The following is a 20,134-nucleotide window of genomic DNA, read 5'->3' as shown; positions in this document are numbered from 1 at the left end:
CGCAAATTTCACATATGACAGAAGGTATGCGTTGCTCACGATTGCGTATGTTGGACAATGTCGGGCATGTTTGAAGCTGTTCTAACCGTTTGCATCGGTCTTGCCGAAGCGCCTTGCCGCCATGTTCTGCTGCCCGGATTTGAGGCCGCGGACAAAGCAGGTTGCGAGGCTGCTCTGGGCGCGCGAGATGACGCCAAATGTGTCCCGCTTGGGCAGGTACTGGAGGTCGAAGAAGTCGCACCGGGTGTCTTTGCGCATCTTGGCCGGATCGAGGAGCCAGACGGCCAGAACCTCGGCAATGTTGCGAATACCGGGTTTATCATCGGGGAACGCTCTGTCGCGGTGATCGATTGTGGGAGTGCGGCGTGGATTGGCGAGGCGATGTGGCGGGCGATCCGGCAAAGGACAGACCTGCCCGTGTCGCATGTGATCCTGACCCATATGCACCCCGATCATGTGTTCGGCTGCGCACCCTTTGCAGAGCTTGGCGCGACCTTCATCGGGCATGCCGCCCTGCCGCGCGCGCTGACCGACCGGCAGGAGAATTACAGCGACAGCCTGTCCCGCCTGATCGGGCCGCAAGCCTTCATCGGCAGCAAGGTATTTCCCGTGACCCGGACCGTGGAGGACCGGGACAAACTGGACCTTGGCAACAGGGTCTTGCACCTTCGGGCCTGGCCAAACGCACATACGGGCAATGACCTGACGGTGAGGGACGACGCCAGCGGTGTCATGTTCACCGGCGATCTTGTCTTTGACCGTCACACGCCCGCGCTCGACGGGAAATTGCGCGGCTGGCAATCGGTGCTGTCGGAAATGCAGCAGATCCCCCTTACCGGCATCGTGCCTGGTCACGGTGGCCCGTTTCTGGACTGGCCGGACAGCGCTGCCCCGCTCGTCCGCTATCTTGACGTACTGGCCGCCGATACGGAACAGGCAATCGCCGAGGGCCAAAGACTTGGCGACGCCGTCCAGACGATTGCCGAAAGCGAAGCCCCGCATTGGGACCTGTTCGAGGCTTACAATCCGCGCAATGCCACCGTGGCTTTCACCGAACTTGAATGGGAATAGCCGCGTTAATCTGACAGGTTCATCTGTAGCATGCGAGCCACCTCGAACAGCCGCTTTTCAAGCAGTACCGGCGTCTCGCAGAGATAGGTGATGGATTTCTGGCGGTCCGAATAGATCACCTGATCCCAATCAAGCTGTTCTTCCAACTGATCGACACGGTCGAAATCGGGTTCCGCCTTGGCCATGATGGCATCCATCTCAACGCGGGCCATGTCGATTTTTTCCGAAAGCGCAATCTGGCCGAGCGAGAAATCCTCTATCCCTTCAATGATGCGCGTCCGGCGGTTTGAAAGCGCGTTGAACACCTCGGCAAAGACCAGCCCCAGAAGCTGGGCGTCGCCATCGACGCTTTGTGCGAAGGCGGCCACGTCCGGCTCCAGCTCGGTCAGGTCAATCCGGCGCAGCGAGAGCGATTCGGCCAGCGCGTCAATCTCGGGACGCAATTCGGCGCTTGGTTCGAATTCTGGGTCGATCGGGACGGGCCACATCAACCCGACTGACAGACGCGCAACCTTACGCTGAATGCAGGGCCAGGTCGGGTCTGCGAAATCGGCAGCGGCAACAGGGGTTGCCAGGCTGAGAAAAACAAGGGCCTGAAGGCCGGTTTTCAGTCGTTTCATTTGACACCTCCCTGTTGGTGAGTGGACCATGGGGACGGTATTTGTACAAGCGCCCTCGGCGGAACACCCACCATTGTCTTAATTGTTCGGTATACCAACGAACACGATACTCTTGCGCAAGGATACGCCACTACACCCCGCGTATCAGGGAGGACATGACCTATGCGCACAAGAGCTGCCGTCGCAGTCGAAGCGGGCAAACCGCTTGAAATCATGGAAGTCGAACTGGACGGCCCCAAGGCCGGAGAGGTCTTGGTCGAGATCAAGGCAACCGGTCTGTGCCACACTGACGAATTCACCCGTTCGGGCGACGATCCCGAAGGGATTTTCCCGGCGATCCTGGGCCATGAAGGCGCTGGAGTCGTCATGGAAGTGGGCGAAGGCGTCACCACGCTGGAGGTCGGTGACCATGTCATCCCGCTCTACACTCCGGAATGCCGCGAATGCGAATATTGTCTCAACCCTAAGACGAACCTTTGCCAGAAAGTCCGTGCGACACAGGGACAGGGGCTCTTGCCCGACGGAACAACCCGGTTTCGCATGCTGGATGGGACGCCGATCCATCACTACATGGGGTGCTCGACCTTTGCCAACCACACGGTCGTGCCGGAAATTGCCCTTGCCAAGATCCGCAAGGACGCCCCGTTTGACAAGGTCTGCTACATCGGCTGCGGCGTCACCACCGGGATCGGCGCGGTCATCAACACCGCCAAGGTAGAGATCGGATCGCGCTGCGTGGTGTTCGGCCTTGGGGGCATCGGACTCAACGTCATTCAGGGTCTTCGGCTCGCCGGATGCGATCAGATCGTCGGGGTTGATCTGAACGACGACAAGGAAAAGATGGCGCGCCATTTCGGGCTGACCGATTTTGTGAACCCATCCAAAGTTGACGGCGATATCGTTGCGCATCTGGTCGAACTGACCAAGGGAGGCGCAGATTACACCTTTGACGCGACGGGCAATGTCAACGTCATGCGGACGGCTTTGGAATGTGCCCACAAGGGTTGGGGAGAGTCGATCATCATCGGGGTGGCGCCTGCCGGGGCAGAGATCAGCACCCGCCCCTTCCAGCTGGTGACAGGCCGTGTCTGGCGCGGAACCGCCTTTGGCGGCGCAAAGGGCCGCACCGACGTGCCAAAGATCGTCGACTGGTACATGAGCGGCAAGATCGAGATCGACCCGATGATCACCCACAAGCTGACACTTGACGAGATCAACCACGGCTTTGACCTGATGCATGAAGGCAAGTCGATCCGCGCCGTCGTGGAGTTCTAGAAATGTCGTTCGAGCTGCTATCGGAAAACCGCAGTTTCGGGGGCTCGCAGAAGGTCTTTCGGCATCCGTCGAACAGCTGCGGCTGCGACATGACCTTCGCCGCCTATCTGCCGCCACAGGCCGAGGACGGGCCGGTTCCGGTCTTGTGGTACCTGTCGGGTCTGACATGCACGCATGAAAACGCGATGACCAAGGCAGGTTTGCAAGAGCATGCCTCCCGTCACGGGCTGGCGGTCATCTATCCCGATACATCCCCGCGCGGCACTGGTGTGGCGGATGACGAGGCCTATGACCTGGGACAGGGCGCGGGATTCTACGTCAATGCGACCCGAGACCCGTGGCGGTCGCATTTCCGGATGTATGATTACGTGGTCAACGAACTGCGCGGCGCCGTGCTCGAAAACCTGCCGCTGCTCGACCGTCACGGCATCACCGGGCATTCGATGGGCGGGCACGGGGCGATCATCATGGCGGTGCGCAATCCGGATCTGTTCGACTCGCTGTCGGCCTTTGCCCCGATCGCCAATCCCACCCAGTCCGACTGGGGGCGCAAACAACTGAGCGCCTATCTGGGCGATGACGAAACCGAGTGGTCCGACTATGACAGCACGCTGCTGCTGGAAGAACATGGCTGGAAAAGCGATATCCTTGTCGATCAGGGGGCCAGTGACCAGTTTCTGGACCTGCTTCGTCCCGAAGCCCTTGCAAAAACAATGGCCAAATGCCGCCTTCCGGGCACAGTTCGCATCCAGAGGGGCTATGATCATTCCTATTATTTTGTGAATACTTTCGCAGGCGACCATGTCGCGTGGCATGCGGAGCGTCTGAACTGAATGGAGACCTGAATATATGAAGAAAATCATCGGCATCCTGGCTATCTGCATGGCTCCGGCCATGGCATTTGCAGACTCCCATGGCGGCGAAGGCGATGTCGCCAAAGGTGAAAAAGTGTTTCGCAAATGCAAAGCCTGCCATGCCGTTGGCGACGACGCCAAGAACCGGGTCGGCCCCATGCTGAACGGTATTGTCGGCCGCCAGATCGCAGAAGTTGAGGAATTCAGCTATTCCGACGCGCTCAAGGACATGGGTGCCGAGGGCAAAGTCTGGGATGCGGCCGAACTTGCGGCCTTCCTCGAAAAACCCAGAGACTATGCCAAGGGCACCAAGATGTCCTTTGCCGGCCTGCGCAAAGAAGACGACCGGGCCGACGTCATCGCCTATCTCGCGACATTCTCGGAATAGCGCGAGACACGGGATCTGCCGGATCGGAAGGGAGGAGAGGACCAGCCGGTCCGGCAACAACCCGCAGCCCGTCACACCGACGGGGCTGCGCAATTTGCGGCACAAACAGCTGCGCCAAAGGGAGAGAGCTATGAAAAGACTGATGCTTCTGACTTCCGGGATCGCGTTATGCGCAGGCACGATGGCCTACGCGAACGACGACCTCGTGACCCTGATGGACGACCCGACGCAATGGGCGATCCAGACCGGGGATTACAAGAACCAGCGTTATTCCAAACTTGACCAGATCAACGCCGAAAATGTCGGCGATCTTCAGGTCGCCTGGACGTTCTCGACCGGTGTGCTGCGCGGCCACGAAGGCTCGCCGCTGGTGGTGGGTGACACGATGTATGTGCACACGCCCTTCCCCAACATCGTTTATGCGCTTGATCTGTCCGATGATGGACGCATCCTGTGGAAGTATGAGCCCAAGCAGAACCCGGATGTTATTCCGGTCATGTGCTGTGACACCGTTAACCGTGGTGTCGCCTATGCCGATGGCAAGATCTTCCTCCATCAGGCCGACACCAAGGTCGTCGCACTGGATGCCAATAGCGGCGAAGTCGTCTGGGAGGTTCAGAACGGTGACGCTTCGATCGGTGAGACCAACACTGCGACCGTTCTTCCGGTCAAAGACAAGGTGATCGTCGGTATCTCGGGCGGTGAATTCGGCGTGCGCGGCTCTGTCACCGCCTATAACATGGCGGATGGATCGCTGGCATGGCGTGCCTATTCCATGGGGCCGGACGAGGATATCCTCGTGGACCCGGAAAACACCACCCATCTGGGCGAGCCAGTCGGTGCGGATTCCGGCACCAACACCTGGGAAGGTGACCAGTGGATGATCGGTGGCGGCACCACCTGGGGCTGGTATTCGGCGGATCTTGACGAAAACCTGATGTATTACGGCACCGGGAACCCGTCGACCTGGAACCCGGCACAGCGCCCGGGCGACAATCGCTGGTCCATGACCATCATGGCCCGCGACATTGATACCGGCGTGGCCAAATGGTTCTACCAGATGACCCCGCATGACGAATGGGACTATGACGGCATCAATGAAATGATCCTCACGGAGCAGGAAATTGATGGCGAGGCACGCAAGCTTCTGACCCATTTCGACCGTAACGGCCTGGGCTACACCCTGGATCGTGTATCCGGCGAATTGCTGGTTGCCGAGAAGTTTGACCCGGCAGTGAACTGGACCACCGGCGTCGACATGGACCCGGAAAGCGAAACCTACGGTCGTCCCGCAGTGGTGGCGCAATACTCGACCGAGCAGAACGGCGAAGACGTGAACTCGACCGGGATCTGCCCGGCGGCACTTGGGTCGAAAGACCAGCAGCCCGCGGCCTACAGCCCGGACACCGAGCTCTTCTACGTGCCGACAAACCACGTCTGCATGGATTACGAGCCCTTCCGCGTGTCCTACACCGCAGGTCAGCCCTATGTCGGCGCGACGCTGGCAATGTATCCGGCGCCTGACAGCCATGGTGGCATGGGCAACTTCATCGCCTGGGACAACGTCGCTGGCGAAATCAAGTGGTCGCTGCCGGAACAGTTCTCTGTCTGGTCAGGTGCGCTGGCAACCGCCGGTGACGTGGTGTTCTACGGCACGCTCGAAGGCTATCTGAAGGCCGTGCATGCCGAAACGGGTGAAGAGCTTTACAAGTTCAAGACCCCGTCGGGCATCATCGGCAACGTGATGACCTATGAACGCGATGGCAAGCAGTATGTCGGCATCCTGTCGGGTGTTGGTGGCTGGGCCGGGATCGGTCTTGCGGCCGGCCTGACCAACCCCAATGACGGTCTTGGCGCTGTTGGCGGCTATGCGGCGCTCAGCGACTACACCGCACTTGGCGGTCAGCTGACAGTGTTTGCCCTGCCGAACTGAAGCAGGCCATGACACTGGCCCCGACGCGCCCCTTCTTGCGCGTCGGGGCCTTACGTACACGACTTCCCAAAAGGTGAACGCCCATCATGCGCTCCGCATCCCATTTACTCGTTACCCTTGCCCTGTCGACAGGGCTGCCCTTCGCCGCCGCCGCTCAAAGCTGGAGCGACCAGCCGGTGAAGCCCGAACAATTTCAGGATGACGTCGTCGTCTCCTACGAAGATGGTGGTATGTATTTCACCGAAGATGACATCCCCACATACAATGTCGCCGAGGATGGCACGGTCGACTGGCCGACCTTTTCCGGCTTCCGCCGCTACCATTCGGAATGCCATGTCTGCCACGGTCCGGATGGCGAAGGGTCCACCTATGCGCCGAAGATCAAGAATTCCGCCGTGCATATGGATTACTACGATTTTTACGACGTCGTGGTGAATGGTCGCCAAAACGGCAATTCCGTCATGCCGCATTTCGGGGATAACCCGAACGTCATGTGCTATCTCAACGACATTTACGTGTACCTCAAGGCGCGCGGCATGGAAGCAGTCCCCCGTGGCAGACCGGGCAAGAAAGAGGCCAAGACCGATGTCATCCGAGAAATGGAAGATGCCTGCATGGGCTGACCCGATCCGGGGTCTGACAACGGCTTGTGCGGTTCTTGTCAGCCTGAGCGCTGGCGTGGCGCAGGCGCAAACCTCGGATCTGGTGTCGAAAACCGCATTTCGCGTCTGTGCCGATCCCGGCAATTACCCGATGTCCACCAAGGAGGGCACGGGATATGAAAACAAGCTGGCGGAGCTGATCGCGGGCAAGCTGGATCTGCCGGTGCAATACACCTGGTTTCCACAGGCCACCGGTTTTGTCCGCCAGACCCTGAATGTCAAGAAATGCGACGTCATCATGGCCTATGCCCAGGGCCATGAGCTGGTTCAGAACACCAACCACTACTTTACCTCTGTCTACACGTTGATCGTTCCCCGTGGGTCAGGTTTGGCGGAAGTTGAAAGCCTGTCGGATGCGCGCCTGAAGGGCGCCCGGATCGGTATCATCGCGGGCAGCCCGCCCGCGACACATATGGCGCGCAACGGGCTGATCGGAAAGGCAAAACCTTACAACCTGTTCGTGGATCGCAGGGTCGAAAGCCCGGCGCTGGACATGCTCAATGACCTCGAAGCCGGAGAGATTGAGGCCGCGATACTCTGGGGTCCGATCGGGGGGCCGCTCGTGAAGACAGATTACCCCGACCTCACCGTCATTCCGCTGATCAGGGAAACCTTGCCGCCACGCCTGTTCTACCGGATCACCATGGGCGTCAGGCGGGGCGAGAAGGTCTGGGAGCGGAAGTTGAATTCGCTGATCCGCCGATATCAGGGAGAGATCAACACCCTGTTGAGCGAGGCCGGAGTACCCCTTGTCACCGACATGGGCGACGGGTTGATGGACGTCTCGCAATGAAAAGACTGGCGGCACTGATCTTTGTATCGGTGTTGCCGCTTGCTGCACTTGCCCAGGACGTGCCGGAACCTGCCGAGTACCAAATGGACGCCTATCGCGGCCCGGTGCCCGACACGTTACAAGGCGCCACCGTCCTTGATACGACCACGGCGCACCGGCTTTGGCAGGCCGGAGAGGCCGCTTTTGTCGATGTTCTGCCTCAAGCCCCCAAGCCAGAGAACCTGCCCGAAGGCACCATCTGGCGCGACAAGCCCCGGCAGTCGGTCCCCGGTGCGCTTTGGTTGCCAAATGTCGGCTACGGCCGGATCGCCGAACCGACGATTGCCTATTTTCAGCGGGGACTGGATCTTGTGACAGGGGGCGACACGGATCACGCCGTCGTCTTCTTTTGTCTTCAGGACTGCTGGATGAGCTGGAACGCCGCGAAACGCGCGCTGGAATGGGGGTATTCCAATGTCTACTGGTTTCCCGACGGCACAGATGGCTGGCAGTTCGAGGATCTTCCGCTGGAGGTGATCAAACCGCTGGAGCCGCAACCCCGCTGACGCATCTCAACGGAAACAGATGATCTCGGCCTCGGCCTGTGCCCTGCGCAGATCCGCGACCAGACCGGATGCGGCGGCGGCACTGTTGAACACCGCCATGCGTTCTCCCCCGACCCGCTGCATGGACAGAACGGTTTCAGCCTTTTCATAGGCCTCGAAGGGCAGGATCTTGGCGATCTCGTCGATCGAGCAGGCACATCTTTGCATGACCTCCCGGCTTTGCCCGTTGGTGGCCATGCAGGCGAAAACATAATCGGCCCGCGCAAATGTCGGGTAATCGTTCAGCCGCTCTGCAAGGTTCTGCGCACCCGCCGCGCCTGCCAGAAGACAAAGTGACAGGGGCAGCCAGCGCCTCATTGTCCGGGCTCCTGACGGCTGAATTGAAGGTTCGTGCTGTAGACATCCGCAGCCTCGGCCGTGAATGCCAGATACCAGCCCGGAACGTCATCGGACATGACCACGCGCATTTCCAGATCACCGAAGCCCTGCATCCTGTCGCGGTTGGGATCGCCTTCAAAGGGGCGCAAAACGATGGTCTGCGTCGCGATCTTGTGCCCATCAACCATGGCCTCGCCTTCGACCGCTTCGCTGGGTGTTACAAGGGCCTCTTTCACGCGATTGCGAATGTAGAAGGGGCTGCCCCCGGCGGCCTCTGCCATGTCGCGTATGACGGTTTCGTAGAAATACATGATCATCGGGTTGCCAACGCTGGCCGGGAACCGCCCCAGCCCACGATGCTTGTCACCTTGCCGGAATTCGAGAACGGCCAGTTCTTCCTGCGCCTTATCAAAGGCCAGAGCGATTTCGCCATTGTCGCGGGCCTCTGCCGCGGGCAGCAGCGTGTTCGATGTCTCGCGTTCATAGACAAGTGCGGTCCCCCGGTCGATCTCGTCCAGAGTGCCCGTCCGGAACAAGAGGTCATAGGTGCCTTGCCCGTCCAAACTCGTTGCATCTGCCGACATGGGAAAAACGCCCATGGCAGCAACCAGTGCCAGTATTCTGATCATGTCATGTCCTCCCTCGTGCAGAATGCGCCGGTGCATCAGGACTGTCATTGCCGACCTTTGTCGGTAGATCCCGTGGGGTCGGCGCCTCGAATTCCGTATGCGGTGATTGCCAGCGCACCTTCCATTCGATGAGAGGGCGCAACCGCGACACCTGCACCGGCTTCGTCATGACCGAAAACCCGACCTCGCGGCCGGTTTCCATCAGCATGTCGCTGCGATTGGCGGTGATCACGATGGCTGGCACCCGGACCTTTGAAAGCGCGCGAATTTCCTCGATGGCCCGCACGCCGGTATCGTCGCCGTCCAGCTGGTAATCCGCCAATATGATGTCCGGCGGCATGCCCATGTCGCGCACATCGCGAAGCGCTTCTTCGGTAGAACGCACCGGCAGAACATCCGCCCCCCACATCTGGAGCATTTCCGTCGTGGCAAACAAAACGTCTTCGTCGTTTTCGATGACCATTGCGATCAGATCCAGCCGTTCATTGTTCGGGATGATCGACAGCGGTTCCGCTTCCGGAAGGTCGCGGGTGGGATGGATCTCTTTCATTTCGATGCAGAAAATCGACCCCGCTTGCGGCTTTGATCGCAGCCAGAGCTTGTGGTTCAAATGGCGACAGGCGCGTTCGACAACAGACAGCCCCAGCCCCATGCCTGTGCCGATCGGCGCATTCTCGGCACGGCCGAATTCCTCGAAAATCCGCTCCTGATCCTTGCGCGAAATGCCGATCCCGTCATCCCAGACCTGCAAGAGGATCTTGTCCCCCCGTCTGCGGCAGCCGACGACGACGCGCCCGCCCGGCCGATTGTATTCGATTGCGTTGACGACAAGGTTCTGCAACGACCGCAAAAGGTAGACCGGATCGGACAGAACGAAGGCGCGCGACGGCACAACGCTCAGCCGGACACCCTTCTGTTCGGCCAGGGCGATCTGGTCCTCGAACACGCCCTGCATCAGTCCGGCCAGACAGACTTCCGAGGGCTTGACGGCATCGGTTTCGGCCCCGTCCAGACGCGATATGTCCAGCAGGGAACGCAAGAGCTGTTCGGTCGAGGTAAAGGCGCGGTCCAGCCGGGTCACGCTTGGATGAAACTGGGTGTTCTCGGAGGTTTCCACCAGGTTTGCCAGCAACAATTTGGCCGCGTTGATCGGTTGCAGAAGATCATGGCTCGCTGCGGCAAGGAAGCGGGTCTTGGACGAAACCGCGGCCTCGGCCCTTTCCTTGGCAAGGCGCAGTTCTTCCTCGACCCGCGCCTGTTCCTCGTATTGTGCGGTCAGGCGTTCGTTGGCGTGGGTCAGTTCCGCCGTGCGTTCCAGCACGCGCCGCTCCAGCGTTTCGGTGGCGCGGCTTTCCAATGTCACGTCCTTCAGCTCGATCACGAAGCCACCATCGGGCAGCAGATGTGCCTGAAGGTCGAGCACCCTTTGCGACCGCTGCGACACCTGAATTCGCAGGGCACCAACCTCGGCGGCGCGCGTCTGCCACTGTTCCAGAGCGTCCAGCGCCTCGTGCGACATTACATCGTGGCGACGGGCGAATTCCAAAAGCCGCGCGAATGGCGTGCCATTTTGCAGCAGGGTGAAGGGCAGGTCCAGCAGGCTGCGGAACCGGCTGTTCAGCATGATGACCTCTCCGCGCGGCGAGAAGGTGCAGGTGCCCGAGGACATATGTTCGAACACGGCCTGAAGATAGGCCGCCTGCTGGTCAATCAGGCTTTCCTTTTCGATGCGGTTCTGCCGCACGATCGAGGAAATCTCGGTCAGAAGCAGCACCACGTCGTTGGAATTCGTAAGCTGACTGCTCAGCTGGTACCAGCGATCTCCCTTCAGCTCCACGAGGATCGACAGGACCGAAGCGTCCCCCTCTGCGTCCGCGACACGTGCCATCGTCCGGTGCAGCTTGCGATCGGTAGAGATCAGCCATTCGCTCTTGGTAATAAGGCTGAAATAGGATTCCAGCGTCAGGCCGGTCGTGATCCGCCCGGCGATATCCGGCATCAGGTTGCGGAAGAGGTCATTGCAGACGGACATGGCTCCGTCAGAGAAAAGCGCAAACCCCCCTTCCATCGCAGCGAGCGCATGGTCAAGGCTGGCGCGCGTCTTTTCGCGGTCAAACCGCACCGTTTCCAGCTCGTTCGCGGCGATTTCCAGATCGCGCGTCTTTTCCATGATCTGCGCGCGCAGCTCTATCGCGGCCTGAAAGGCGCTGTATGCCGACAGGCCCAGCTCTTTCTGGCGGTTGGCACGCCGCATCAGCGCATCGATGATCTTGGCCTGACGGCGGACCTGCTCTTCCAGCGGCAGTGTGTGATCGACCAGCGTCAAGTCAGGTGCCTCCTTTCTGGTCCGAAAAAGGCGACACCCACGAAGGTCTGGTTCATATGCAGCCCGCGATGCTGCTCGCCATAGGTGTTGAACCCGAAAACGTGGTGTTCGTGAAACCGTTCTGACACGAGGTCCGCCAGACCTTTCTGTTCAATCTCCAGCCTGCGCAGAACACAGTCGAAACCCAGCACGAAATCGGGGGTCTGGCCGCTGTCATTGCGCTGGTCCAGCCCGGTGCGCAATGTGTTGAGGATCTCTTTGCCGCGGCCCAGCGTCATGATCAGCCCGTCGTCAATCGCCGCCATGAAGGACAACCCCTGCCCGTCGGTGACATCGCTGATGGCGCGGACGTAGTGGCGTTGCTTGTGCAGGACCAGCAGGGGATTTTCCGCGAAAATCTCCGGGCAAAGCTCCTCGACCGGGCAGCCCACAAGACGGGCGTATTCCTGCGCGGCCGGGGCGCCGTTGATTTCGTAGACGACACGCTTTTCGGGATTGGCATCCGAAATAACCAGCTGCGTGTCGGTCGGCAGAAAGTGGTCAAATGTCAGGCCGCGAAATTCCAAGTTGGTTTCCAGCAGCAACAGCACCGCCGCATTCGCGTGAAACCGCCCCTTGTGCAGCACGTAAGTGCGCTCAAAGGCCAACCCGTCCCCCGCAGAACCACCAAAGATCGGCAGATCGCCAAGCGCTGCCTCCAGCGTGGAGGCGAGAATGTCCTCCTGGTTGGAAAGCCCGTCGGTGAACAACAGCGCGAAGCGTTCCCACCCTTCGCTGTGCCGGAACCGCATGGCATGTTTGGTCGTCGCCGAAACGATGTCCTCGATGCTCATGGGGTCAAGCTGGTCGTAGAGGATGGAGGCGCAGCGGAAATGCCGGGCAGGAAAGGCGATCATCAGCAGGCTGTTATGGGCGTACCCATCGGGCGTGATCTGCCCCGCCGTCGTGCAGCCAAACGCGGGCACCCCGCCAAGCGCGCGATCCAGTGCCTCTGCCACGTCGCAGGGTTCCATCGTGCTGGGGATGAAGACAAGGACAAAGCGGGTCTTCTCCAGCGCGATCTGAGCGACGATTTCTGTTACCGCCTGACCAGCGTCGGCAGAGCAGGAATGCACCACATTCACGTAGCGCGGGCCGTTGACATTGTCTCGCATGGGTTCTCAGCGGGCCAGAAAGCTGGCTGCCTCGGGTTCTGCATCCCCCAACCCATTGGCGGGGTTCGTCATCGCCGCCTCGATCAACACGGCCGCCTGCGTGCGGTTCTTGACACCAAGGCGTCGCAGCAAGGCGGTGATATGGGCCTTTACCGTCGCTTCGGCCAGATCCAATTCGTAAGCGATCTGCTTGTTCGGTTTGCCCGCGCAGATCAGCTTCATCACTTTTTTCTGCTGCGGCGTCAGTGCCGCCAGTTCCGGGCTCATATCCTCTGGCAGGGAACGTTGCGGCGTGCGCATCTGCTGGAAATCACCGGGCACGTATTTGCGCCCCGATGCGACCTCCAGCAAGACATGCTTGAGGTCGTTTGCCGAACTGTCCTTGGGCATGAACCCAGCGGCGCCCTCGTCCATCAGCGCGTGAACAAGATCGACAGTGGCGAGCGAGGAAATGACGAGGATCGGCGTGTCGGGCAGCCGCGCCCGTAGATTTAAAAACCCTGAAATCCCAGATACATCCGGCAATTTCAGGTCAAACATGACCAACTGTGGCTGAAATCCGCGATCCAGAACTTCCAGCGCCTCGCGCAGGGTTCTGGCCTTGCGGCACTGCGCGTCCTGAAACACGCGCTGCACAGCGGACATGAGCGCGTCGCAGTAGAGCGGGTGATCATCGACAATGAGCACGTCCTCAAAGTGCCCTTGCGTCACCGCAATGGTCGAATGTTGCATGGTAAAGCCTCCCTGCACGAAGGCTAACGCAACCCCGCAACTTTGCAAGACCTCTATTGTGCCGCAGCGGCCTCCCCCGTCAGACCGTCGCCAGCTCTAGGCCAGAACGCCTTTCGATTTCGCCACATGGGTCGCGATCACGTCCATCAATGCCGGTGACAGGCAGTCGTAGGGCGGCAGCCCGATCTCGTTGAGCCGGCCGCGGATTTCAAACATCCGGCCCGGGTCCACCCCGGCCTCGATGATCGAAGAAACGAAGGCCGCAAATTCGGGCGTGGCCCAGCCGCGTTCCTGTGAAAGTTCGGTGTGAACGAAGTCCAGACCATGGAACGGATGGCCCGCATCCTCGACCCTGCCATACATATGCACGCCGCACCCCTTGCAGGCATGGCGCTGGATCGTGGCGGAGGCATCAACCAGCTCCAGCTTGTCGGCGTTCTGCTCCACCGTGACCTTGTCACTCCCCACCACGGCAACCTGGCTGAAAATCGCCCCTTTCGGCTTCCAGCATTTGGTACACCCGCAGACGTGATTATGCGCTGTCTGCGCGCCAACCCGTACGACCACCGGGTCGGTTTGGCATTTGCACGTCAGCGTGCCGCCTGCAAAGCCATCCTTCGTCGGTGCGATGCCGCTGTCTACCTGCGGGTGAATTTTCACATGTTGGTATTTCGGTGCCGGGGGGGCAGATGTCTCCTGCCCTGCCCCGAACAGCCTGTCGAGCAATCCCATTTCAAGTCCTCCCTGAGACCGGTGGCGGTTGCCCCGATCACCACCCAGCCTGTGCCTTTGCCGGGATTCGGACAATTCAGCCGTAGGTCTTAACCCTTGTGCCGCGTGCGAAGGCCCGGGCAAAGGCTTGCAAGTCCGGCTCTGACGCGTCCTTGCCAAAGATATTTGTGTCAAAATCTTTGAGCATGGCTGCGCGACCCTCGCGTTTTGCATCATCGCGCAGCAGGGCAATCGCCGCCTTGCGCAGGGCGGACCGGTCACCGTGGCGGGCAGCGCGGAACAGCGCGCGGTAATCCGGGTCAAGTATGCGAAACCGCCGCAAGCCCAAGCCCCCCGCAAAACGGTGGCCATGCAAGATCGCGAAGATACCGCCGCCGAACACCGCCACCCCAAGGATCAGGCTGGCGATGCCGGGCAGTCTGAAAGCATCCGGGGGCGCGGCATTTGATTGCTGGGCAGGCGTAACATCCCCGTAAGAGACCCGCTGGGCAGAGATCGATGCCTCGCGGAGAACCCGCCCGACCGTATCGAAATACCGGACAGTCAAAGGCTCTACAATGGCCGAGGTCCCGTTCGTGGGCCTGATTGTCCAGCGCCAGAACGCATGGGTGACCGGCCCGTCGGGGGAAAGCTCCACCAGCCGCTTTTCGGGATGCGGAAAGATCAACGCGGAAGGCGACGTCAGTTCCGGCATGGGCGGGATCATCTCTGGCGTGGCACCGACCGCTTCCAGATGCAGGATGCGCAAAACGCCTTCGCCGGGTTGCAACTGATCCGGCGCGTTCGACCATTGATCCGAGATGCGCAGCCGCGACGCCGGGAACCACCAGTCGTCTTTGGCCTCTGCCGGAATGGGCAAAACCTTGATCGTTACGGGGGCGGTCCGGATCTCGTGATCGAACCAGTCGTCCTGCTCGTCCGTCAATGTCAGGCGATGGGCAAAAGACCCGATGGTCAGTGTCCCGGCGCGAACAGGATACAGCGCCATCCGCCGTTCCAGTATCTTCACCTTCTGCCCGCGAATGCGTTCCTCTCCCCAGATGTCCGGGCCAAGCTGTGTCCAGTTGAAGCCTTCGAGATCGGGTTGAACAAGCGTCTCCCGGGTGACGTGCCGGTGATACATCCCACGGATGGTGATCATCAGCATCTCACCGACATAAGGGGGCGTTTCGCGCTCCCCTACCAGAACCTCGATACCAAGCTCGTCCGGCTTTACCTCGCTGGACTGCGCCCAGACGAGTGCGGGAGAGATCATCAGAAGCACGATCAATACTCTCATCGCGGGTCCTCCGCGTCAGGGGGGCTCAGCCCCAGCTTCTGCCGCCGTTTGAATTCCTGCGCGATGCGGGCTTTCAGGAACTCCCCGGGTACATCCGCCAACTGCATGAGCCAGCGATCATCCGCGATCATGTGCTTGTCGTCGAAAATTCGCCGGACACCAAGGCGGCCGCGGCTGTCCAGCTCTGCCAGTCCCAGCATCGTATTGGCATTCGTGACCTCATCCCCCGTCCCGGCGGCGCGGGCGTTGCCACGCGCGATGTGGCTGTCGGCGGTTGGTCCCTCGCCGCGTTTTCCAAACAGTGCGAGCGCTTCTGGATCGATGCCAAGCCCTGAATAGACGGCGGCCACGACCTCGAAATTTGCGCGGGCCTCTTCATTGCCCTGGGCGATGGCGATGTCATAGGCCTCCAGCGCGGCGGCATATTCACCGCGCATCGCCTCGGCGTTGCCAAGGTTGAACACCGCCCCGGCGTCGGCAAAGCTGCGCGCGGCATTGGCCATGTCACCCGCCCGGTACTGTGCGACACCCCGCCAGGCCGGATCGCTGAAAAGCGGGACGGCAAGAGACGGCAGGCCTGCCGCCAGAAAGACGCGGCCAAATGGCGCGAGCCCCCCTGCCCAAAGCGCGGCAACAAGGCAAATCACCACCGACAGGGCCACGATCCTCATGCGCTGGTCCTCCGGAACAACAAAAGGATCGGGAGCAGCGCCAATGCCAGCAGCCAGCGGCCGTGGTCGCGCCAGATCAGCAAGGGGTAATCCTGTTGCTCCAACCGCGTGCGGGTGTCGTGCAAGAGCCAATCCGCGAGGGCGTCAACCTCTGTCAGGCCAAAGACCCGGCCATTGCCGGTTGCCGCATGGCTTTGCGCCAGCGGGTTGTCTTGCAGCGAGACGACCGACAGCCTCGCCCCCTGCGCGGTGATGTCAGACGCCGCCCTGAGGCTCTCTTGCCCCAGCCCGGCACCATCGGTGATCAGAATCACGTCCCCGGTCAACACCTCTGCCTCGCGCAGGACCTGGCTGGCAAGGTCCAGCCCCCGTTCCGGACGCGACCCCTTGTCCGGCACCGTATCCGGAGAGATCAGCGACAGAGTTTGGCCCAACTGCCGCAGATCCAACGTCATGTCCGTGGCGAGATAGGCGTCGCCCGCATAAACCACCAGCGCCGCGGGCCGCGTGCCAAGAGACGTGGTCGCAAACCGGGCCACGGTCAGGATCTGCGGCCAGCGCGAATCCTCCGTCACACTGCGAGACACGTCGAGGACGATCACAACGCCATCCAGATTGCGAAATGACAGCGCCTCGCGCCGTTCGCTTGCAGGGCCGGCAAGTGCGAGGATGATCAGGCTCAGCGCGACGAGGCGGATCAGGACCGGCTGGCGGTCCTGGCCGGTCTCTACATGACCCAGCGCCGCCATCGCGCGCAGCATCTCGGGGCGGGCGGCTTGTGACCATGCGCCAAGGGCGCTCTGCCGGGACCAGAGCCAACAGCCGAGCCCCGCAAGCGGCAAAAGCGCAAGCAGCCACAAGGGCCGCAAAAGCGTTATGTCCAGCCCGTTCATGCCTCCTGCCTCCATGCGAGGCCCGCAAGGATCAGCCCCGCGGCCATGGCGGGCCAGATCCAGTAGTCACGGTACAGTTCAGCCGCCAGCCCGTCGCTGTCAGTCGCCTCCAGCCGGTCCAGCGCCTCGGCTACGGCGGCAAGATCTTCTGTCGTCCTCACGCGAAAGCTTTCGCCCCCGGAGATTTGGGCAATCGCACGCAAGGTTGCGGCATCCACCACGCCGCGCTCGCCTTCCTCGGCAGTCTCAAGGTCCTTGGGGCCAAGGGCGATCGTGTGCACCCGGATGCCAAGCGATGCGGCCAACTCTGCCACGCCGCGCGGGTTGGCCGCGCCCGCATTGTTGGCGCCGTCCGACAGCAGGATCACAACGCGCGTGGCCGCCTGTGACGATTGCATGCGTTTCAGGGCAAGGCCCAGCCCGTCCGAGATATTCGTCGCGCGGCCCGAAATCCCGATCGCGGCTTCTTCTATCCGTCGGGCCACGGCCTCGACATCGAATGTGAAGGGCGACGCGTAATAGGCCTCGGATCCGAACACGATCAGCGCCACCCTGTCCCCACCCCTGCCCCGGGCAAATTCCGCGCCCACATGTTTGACAGCCTCCAGCCGGGTGATCTGCTCCCCGTCAAGGTCGAAGTCATCCCGCACCATCGACCCGGACAAATCCAGCGCGATGGCCAGATCCCGACCCGAGACCTTCAACGCGGATACCGGCGCAAGGTCGCGCGGACCGCTCAGAGCCAGAAGGGCGAGCACCCATACGGCCCAAAGCGCGTGCCGCGCCAGCGAGCGTGCCTCGGCCGGACCGGATTTCGCGCCACGCAGGAAATTGCGCCCGATCCGGTCGGGAAGAAGCAGGCTGGCGCCACCCGCCCGGCGTGGCGGTAACAGGCGCTGCACGATCCACGGAAGGGGCAGAAGCAAGATCACCCATGGCGCGGCAAAATCAATCATGCCCCAACAACTCGGCCGTCAGCTTGTCGGTATCGAGCGGCGTGTCCTTGCGGTAAAGCGCGTCTCGCAATCTGGCAAAGCGTTCTGGCCGCTCGTTTTTAAGAAGATGCAGCAGCCCGGTCCGGCGTTCCGCCTCTGACAAAGCGGAGAGCGCGGTGACCCTTTCATAAAGGGACGGTGCGGGCGGCACTTTTGCACGACGAAGGCTGAACAGCCGCAGCAGCCCACCGGCGACCAATGCCAGCAGCCCGGCCAGAGCAAGGGTCGCCAACATTCCCGCCACGGCACCCCCTGCGGCATCCGCAGGCAGGACAATATCATGAAGGCTCGCCTGCATGGCGGCATGCGTCATGGCCCCCTCGCTCATTACAGGATCCCCCCTGCAAATGCGCCTGCCACGCGTTGTACCGTCTTGGCGACGGGCTCTGCCGCGTCGATACGCAATGCGCGGCGCCCAGCGACGGTTTCTTCGTGGGACGGCGTGGGCGCAGTGCCTTGGCCCAGCATCAGCCGCAATCGTCGCCCATCCGATGTTCTGACGGGATACCCGCCCGCAGGCAAGCGCGCGGGATCGGCATCTGACACCATGATCAGCCGCGTGTGCCGCCGTCTGTCCAGCGCATTCAGCTGATCGGTCAGATCCTGCCCCTCGCCGTCAAAGCCGGACGCGATCAGGATTTCCGATCCCGGCGGGCAAAGCCGGTCTGCGCGCCTCAATGCCCCCACCAGCGATGCGTCGGCCCCCGTCCTGCTCGCGGCATGTTCCAGAGACTGCTGATGCGCCCGCACAAGCCCGCCGATCACCCGCAGCATGCCCCGCGTGCGTCCACGGGCCGGCACCACGACCGGATCACCCGGCACCACCGCCAAAAGCCCGACCCGCGCGCCTTCTTCTACAAGCCGCCAGCCGACGAAGCTGAGCACCTCCGCCGCCGCGACAGAGCGAAAGGCCCGCCCCAGCCCCCAATGCATCGCAGGCCGGAAATCCGCCACAAGAAGCGTGACGCGGTCGCGCTCTTCCTGAAACTGGCGGACGTGCAGCTGGCCAGTGCGCGCGGTTGTGCCCCGGTCAAGATGGCGGATATCGTCGCCGTCCACGTATTCGCGGATATCGGCAACCTCCTGCCCATGCCCCTTCCTGCGGGTCGCAAACCCGCCCGGAAGCGCGGCAAGCACCGGTTCGGATCTCGCGTTGAGCGCAACGGCGCGCAGCCCGATCAGCTCTGACGCCGTCAGCGCCACGCCGGGGCATTGCAGGGCCGGGTTCACAACGGGTCCACCCTGGACAGGATATCTGCCACCACGTCGCGCGCCGTGCGCCCTTCGGCCACCGCCCGCCAGGAAAGGACCATCCGGTGCGCCAGCGCATCCGGCGCCAGCTCTGCCACATCCTCGGGGCGAGCATAATCGCGCCCGTCGAGATAGGCAGAGGCTTTGGCCGCGGCCGCCAGCGACAGTGATCCGCGCGGAGAAACGGCATGTTCGATATCCTGCGCCCATACCTCGTCGCGCGTCGCCACGACAAGCTGCACGATATAATCGCGCAGTTCCGGCGCCAGATGGACGGACATCGCTTCGGCACGCGCCGCGTTGATGTCTTCAAGCGGCATCCGGTAGCTCGCAGGCACAGGCCCGCGGCTCTCCTCCTCGACCAGATCAAGAATGCGGCGCTCTGCCTCGGCATCGGGCAGGCTCAGCTCCACATGCAAAAGGAACCGGTCCAGCTGCGCCTCCGGCAGCGGGAATGTCCCGTCATGTTCGATGGGGTTCTGCGTTGCGACAACAAGAAACGGATCGGGTAGCGTATGCGTCTGATTGCCGGCCGTTACCTGATGCTCTGCCATGGCTTCCAGCAATGCAGACTGCACCTTGGGTGGGGCGCGGTTGATTTCATCCACCAGCACGAGGTTGTGGAAAATCGGGCCGGGCACGAATTCGAATTCCTGCGTCTGGGGGCGGTAAATCTGTGTTCCGGTCAGATCGGAGGGCATCAGGTCGGGCGTGCACTGGATACGCGCAAAACTGCCCGCCACCGCATCGGAAAGCGCCTTCACCGCGCGGGTCTTGGCCAGGCCAGGTGGGCCTTCGATCAGAAGATGCCCACCGCTCAGCAACGCAATCAGGAGGCGACGGATCAGTTTCTCATGCCCAATAAGCCCCGAACGAAGCTGGCTGGCCAGCGTTTTCGAAGCCGTCCTGACGGATGCATCCACGGTCGTCATCATACCCTCCCTGAGGCGCCG

The 20,134-nt window shown here is 61.5% G+C and carries 22 protein-coding genes; 8 read left to right on the top strand and 14 right to left on the bottom strand.

Annotated elements, in window-relative coordinates; translation table 11 throughout:
- Positions 1-66 precede the first annotated feature (66 nt).
- Positions 67-1,071, top strand: a complete 1,005-nt coding sequence (locus EDD52_RS09515) for a quinoprotein relay system zinc metallohydrolase 2 (RefSeq protein ID WP_132244252.1) — start codon at positions 67-69, stop codon at positions 1,069-1,071.
- 5 nt (positions 1,072-1,076) lie between these two features.
- Here the strand turns inward: EDD52_RS09515 and EDD52_RS09510 are convergent, their stop codons facing one another.
- A complete protein-coding gene (locus EDD52_RS09510) occupies positions 1,077-1,691 on the bottom strand; it encodes a hypothetical protein (RefSeq protein WP_132244250.1) in 615 nt (204 codons plus the stop codon).
- Positions 1,692-1,853: 162 nt separating this feature from the next.
- Here EDD52_RS09510 and EDD52_RS09505 point away from each other — a divergent pair, with 162 nt between their 5' ends.
- The 7 genes from EDD52_RS09505 (at position 1,854) to EDD52_RS09475 (ending at position 8,141) form a co-directional block, all read left to right on the top strand.
- Positions 1,854-2,966 carry an S-(hydroxymethyl)glutathione dehydrogenase/class III alcohol dehydrogenase gene (locus EDD52_RS09505; protein WP_132244248.1) on the top strand — a complete coding sequence of 371 codons (1,113 nt, stop codon included), beginning with the start codon at positions 1,854-1,856 and terminating at the stop codon, positions 2,964-2,966.
- A 2-nt stretch (positions 2,967-2,968) separates the two neighbouring features.
- A complete protein-coding gene (fghA, locus tag EDD52_RS09500; RefSeq protein ID WP_132244246.1) occupies positions 2,969-3,799 on the top strand; it encodes an S-formylglutathione hydrolase in 831 nt (276 codons plus the stop codon).
- 16 nt (positions 3,800-3,815) lie between these two features.
- Complete coding sequence (locus tag EDD52_RS09495; RefSeq protein ID WP_132244244.1) at positions 3,816-4,208, top strand: c-type cytochrome; 393 nt, start codon at positions 3,816-3,818, stop codon at positions 4,206-4,208.
- A gap of 130 nt (positions 4,209-4,338) precedes the next feature.
- A complete protein-coding gene (locus EDD52_RS09490; protein WP_132244242.1) occupies positions 4,339-6,141 on the top strand; it encodes a methanol/ethanol family PQQ-dependent dehydrogenase in 1,803 nt (600 codons plus the stop codon).
- An 86-nt stretch (positions 6,142-6,227) separates the two neighbouring features.
- Positions 6,228-6,764 carry a c-type cytochrome, methanol metabolism-related gene (locus tag EDD52_RS09485; protein ID WP_132244240.1) on the top strand — a complete coding sequence of 179 codons (537 nt, stop codon included), beginning with the start codon at positions 6,228-6,230 and terminating at the stop codon, positions 6,762-6,764.
- Positions 6,748-7,596, top strand: a complete 849-nt coding sequence (locus EDD52_RS09480; RefSeq protein WP_132244515.1) for a substrate-binding domain-containing protein — start codon at positions 6,748-6,750, stop codon at positions 7,594-7,596. Before EDD52_RS09485 ends, EDD52_RS09480 begins: the two co-directional genes overlap by 17 nt.
- Positions 7,593-8,141 carry a PQQ-dependent catabolism-associated CXXCW motif protein gene (locus EDD52_RS09475; protein WP_132244238.1) on the top strand — a complete coding sequence of 183 codons (549 nt, stop codon included), beginning with the start codon at positions 7,593-7,595 and terminating at the stop codon, positions 8,139-8,141. The genes EDD52_RS09480 and EDD52_RS09475 overlap by 4 nt, the downstream gene beginning before the upstream one ends.
- A 6-nt stretch (positions 8,142-8,147) precedes the next feature.
- Here EDD52_RS09475 and EDD52_RS09470 read toward each other — a convergent pair whose 3' ends face one another.
- The 13 genes from EDD52_RS09470 to EDD52_RS09410 all read right to left on the bottom strand — a co-directional run bounded on the left by EDD52_RS09470 (position 8,148) and on the right by EDD52_RS09410 (position 20,113).
- Positions 8,148-8,498, bottom strand: a complete 351-nt coding sequence (locus tag EDD52_RS09470; RefSeq protein WP_132244236.1) for a hypothetical protein — start codon at positions 8,496-8,498, stop codon at positions 8,148-8,150.
- Positions 8,495-9,148, bottom strand: coding sequence for a hypothetical protein (locus EDD52_RS09465; RefSeq protein ID WP_132244234.1), 654 nt, complete (start codon positions 9,146-9,148; stop codon positions 8,495-8,497). Before EDD52_RS09465 ends, EDD52_RS09470 begins: the two co-directional genes overlap by 4 nt.
- A gap of 1 nt (position 9,149) precedes the next feature.
- The gene (locus tag EDD52_RS09460) at positions 9,150-11,474 is read right to left on the bottom strand and encodes an ATP-binding response regulator (protein WP_243651886.1); all 2,325 of its coding nucleotides are present in this window, start codon (positions 11,472-11,474) and stop codon (positions 9,150-9,152) included.
- Positions 11,471-12,628 carry an FIST N-terminal domain-containing protein gene (locus EDD52_RS09455; RefSeq protein WP_132244232.1) on the bottom strand — a complete coding sequence of 386 codons (1,158 nt, stop codon included), beginning with the start codon at positions 12,626-12,628 and terminating at the stop codon, positions 11,471-11,473. The genes EDD52_RS09460 and EDD52_RS09455 overlap by 4 nt, the downstream gene beginning before the upstream one ends.
- A gap of 6 nt (positions 12,629-12,634) precedes the next feature.
- A complete protein-coding gene (locus EDD52_RS09450) occupies positions 12,635-13,360 on the bottom strand; it encodes a LuxR C-terminal-related transcriptional regulator (RefSeq protein ID WP_132244230.1) in 726 nt (241 codons plus the stop codon).
- Positions 13,361-13,456: 96 nt separating this feature from the next.
- Positions 13,457-14,092, bottom strand: a complete 636-nt coding sequence (gene gfa / locus EDD52_RS09445) for an S-(hydroxymethyl)glutathione synthase (RefSeq protein ID WP_132244228.1) — start codon at positions 14,090-14,092, stop codon at positions 13,457-13,459.
- Between the two features lie 76 nt (positions 14,093-14,168).
- On the bottom strand, positions 14,169-15,371 hold the full coding sequence (locus EDD52_RS09440; RefSeq protein ID WP_132244226.1) for a BatD family protein: 1,203 nt from the start codon (positions 15,369-15,371) through the stop codon (positions 14,169-14,171).
- The gene (locus EDD52_RS09435; protein ID WP_132244224.1) at positions 15,368-16,042 is read right to left on the bottom strand and encodes a hypothetical protein; all 675 of its coding nucleotides are present in this window, start codon (positions 16,040-16,042) and stop codon (positions 15,368-15,370) included. The genes EDD52_RS09440 and EDD52_RS09435 overlap by 4 nt, the downstream gene beginning before the upstream one ends.
- Positions 16,039-16,935 (bottom strand): vWA domain-containing protein, encoded by an 897-nt coding sequence (locus EDD52_RS09430; RefSeq protein ID WP_132244222.1) that lies wholly within the window; start codon positions 16,933-16,935, stop codon positions 16,039-16,041. Before EDD52_RS09430 ends, EDD52_RS09435 begins: the two co-directional genes overlap by 4 nt.
- On the bottom strand, positions 16,932-17,891 hold the full coding sequence (locus tag EDD52_RS09425; RefSeq protein WP_132244220.1) for a VWA domain-containing protein: 960 nt from the start codon (positions 17,889-17,891) through the stop codon (positions 16,932-16,934). Before EDD52_RS09425 ends, EDD52_RS09430 begins: the two co-directional genes overlap by 4 nt.
- The gene (locus EDD52_RS09420) at positions 17,884-18,258 is read right to left on the bottom strand and encodes a hypothetical protein (protein WP_132244218.1); all 375 of its coding nucleotides are present in this window, start codon (positions 18,256-18,258) and stop codon (positions 17,884-17,886) included. The genes EDD52_RS09425 and EDD52_RS09420 overlap by 8 nt, the downstream gene beginning before the upstream one ends.
- A complete protein-coding gene (locus EDD52_RS09415; RefSeq protein WP_132244216.1) occupies positions 18,258-19,160 on the bottom strand; it encodes a DUF58 domain-containing protein in 903 nt (300 codons plus the stop codon). The genes EDD52_RS09420 and EDD52_RS09415 overlap by 1 nt, the downstream gene beginning before the upstream one ends.
- Complete coding sequence (locus EDD52_RS09410; protein ID WP_132244214.1) at positions 19,157-20,113, bottom strand: AAA family ATPase; 957 nt, start codon at positions 20,111-20,113, stop codon at positions 19,157-19,159. Before EDD52_RS09410 ends, EDD52_RS09415 begins: the two co-directional genes overlap by 4 nt.
- Positions 20,114-20,134 lie beyond the last annotated feature (21 nt).

This window comes from Primorskyibacter sedentarius (genome assembly GCF_004342065.1).
GTDB classification, from domain to species: domain Bacteria; phylum Pseudomonadota; class Alphaproteobacteria; order Rhodobacterales; family Rhodobacteraceae; genus Primorskyibacter; species Primorskyibacter sedentarius.
This window is presented reverse-complemented; position numbering and strand designations above follow the sequence as displayed.

Coding starts and splice junctions, on each gene's coding strand:
- EDD52_RS09515 (WP_132244252.1), top strand. CDS start 67: ATGTTTGAAGCTGTTCTAACCGTTTGCATCGGTCTTGCCGAAGCGCCT.
- EDD52_RS09510 (WP_132244250.1), bottom strand. CDS start 1,691: ATGAAACGACTGAAAACCGGCCTTCAGGCCCTTGTTTTTCTCAGCCTG.
- EDD52_RS09505 (WP_132244248.1), top strand. CDS start 1,854: ATGCGCACAAGAGCTGCCGTCGCAGTCGAAGCGGGCAAACCGCTTGAA.
- fghA (WP_132244246.1), top strand. CDS start 2,969: ATGTCGTTCGAGCTGCTATCGGAAAACCGCAGTTTCGGGGGCTCGCAG.
- EDD52_RS09495 (WP_132244244.1), top strand. CDS start 3,816: ATGAAGAAAATCATCGGCATCCTGGCTATCTGCATGGCTCCGGCCATG.
- EDD52_RS09490 (WP_132244242.1), top strand. CDS start 4,339: ATGAAAAGACTGATGCTTCTGACTTCCGGGATCGCGTTATGCGCAGGC.
- EDD52_RS09485 (WP_132244240.1), top strand. CDS start 6,228: ATGCGCTCCGCATCCCATTTACTCGTTACCCTTGCCCTGTCGACAGGG.
- EDD52_RS09480 (WP_132244515.1), top strand. CDS start 6,748: ATGCCTGCATGGGCTGACCCGATCCGGGGTCTGACAACGGCTTGTGCG.
- EDD52_RS09475 (WP_132244238.1), top strand. CDS start 7,593: ATGAAAAGACTGGCGGCACTGATCTTTGTATCGGTGTTGCCGCTTGCT.
- EDD52_RS09470 (WP_132244236.1), bottom strand. CDS start 8,498: ATGAGGCGCTGGCTGCCCCTGTCACTTTGTCTTCTGGCAGGCGCGGCG.
- EDD52_RS09465 (WP_132244234.1), bottom strand. CDS start 9,148: ATGATCAGAATACTGGCACTGGTTGCTGCCATGGGCGTTTTTCCCATG.
- EDD52_RS09455 (WP_132244232.1), bottom strand. CDS start 12,628: ATGCGAGACAATGTCAACGGCCCGCGCTACGTGAATGTGGTGCATTCC.
- EDD52_RS09450 (WP_132244230.1), bottom strand. CDS start 13,360: ATGCAACATTCGACCATTGCGGTGACGCAAGGGCACTTTGAGGACGTG.
- gfa (WP_132244228.1), bottom strand. CDS start 14,092: ATGGGATTGCTCGACAGGCTGTTCGGGGCAGGGCAGGAGACATCTGCC.
- EDD52_RS09440 (WP_132244226.1), bottom strand. CDS start 15,371: ATGAGAGTATTGATCGTGCTTCTGATGATCTCTCCCGCACTCGTCTGG.
- EDD52_RS09435 (WP_132244224.1), bottom strand. CDS start 16,042: ATGAGGATCGTGGCCCTGTCGGTGGTGATTTGCCTTGTTGCCGCGCTT.
- EDD52_RS09430 (WP_132244222.1), bottom strand. CDS start 16,935: ATGAACGGGCTGGACATAACGCTTTTGCGGCCCTTGTGGCTGCTTGCG.
- EDD52_RS09425 (WP_132244220.1), bottom strand. CDS start 17,891: ATGATTGATTTTGCCGCGCCATGGGTGATCTTGCTTCTGCCCCTTCCG.
- EDD52_RS09420 (WP_132244218.1), bottom strand. CDS start 18,258: ATGAGCGAGGGGGCCATGACGCATGCCGCCATGCAGGCGAGCCTTCAT.
- EDD52_RS09410 (WP_132244214.1), bottom strand. CDS start 20,113: ATGACGACCGTGGATGCATCCGTCAGGACGGCTTCGAAAACGCTGGCC.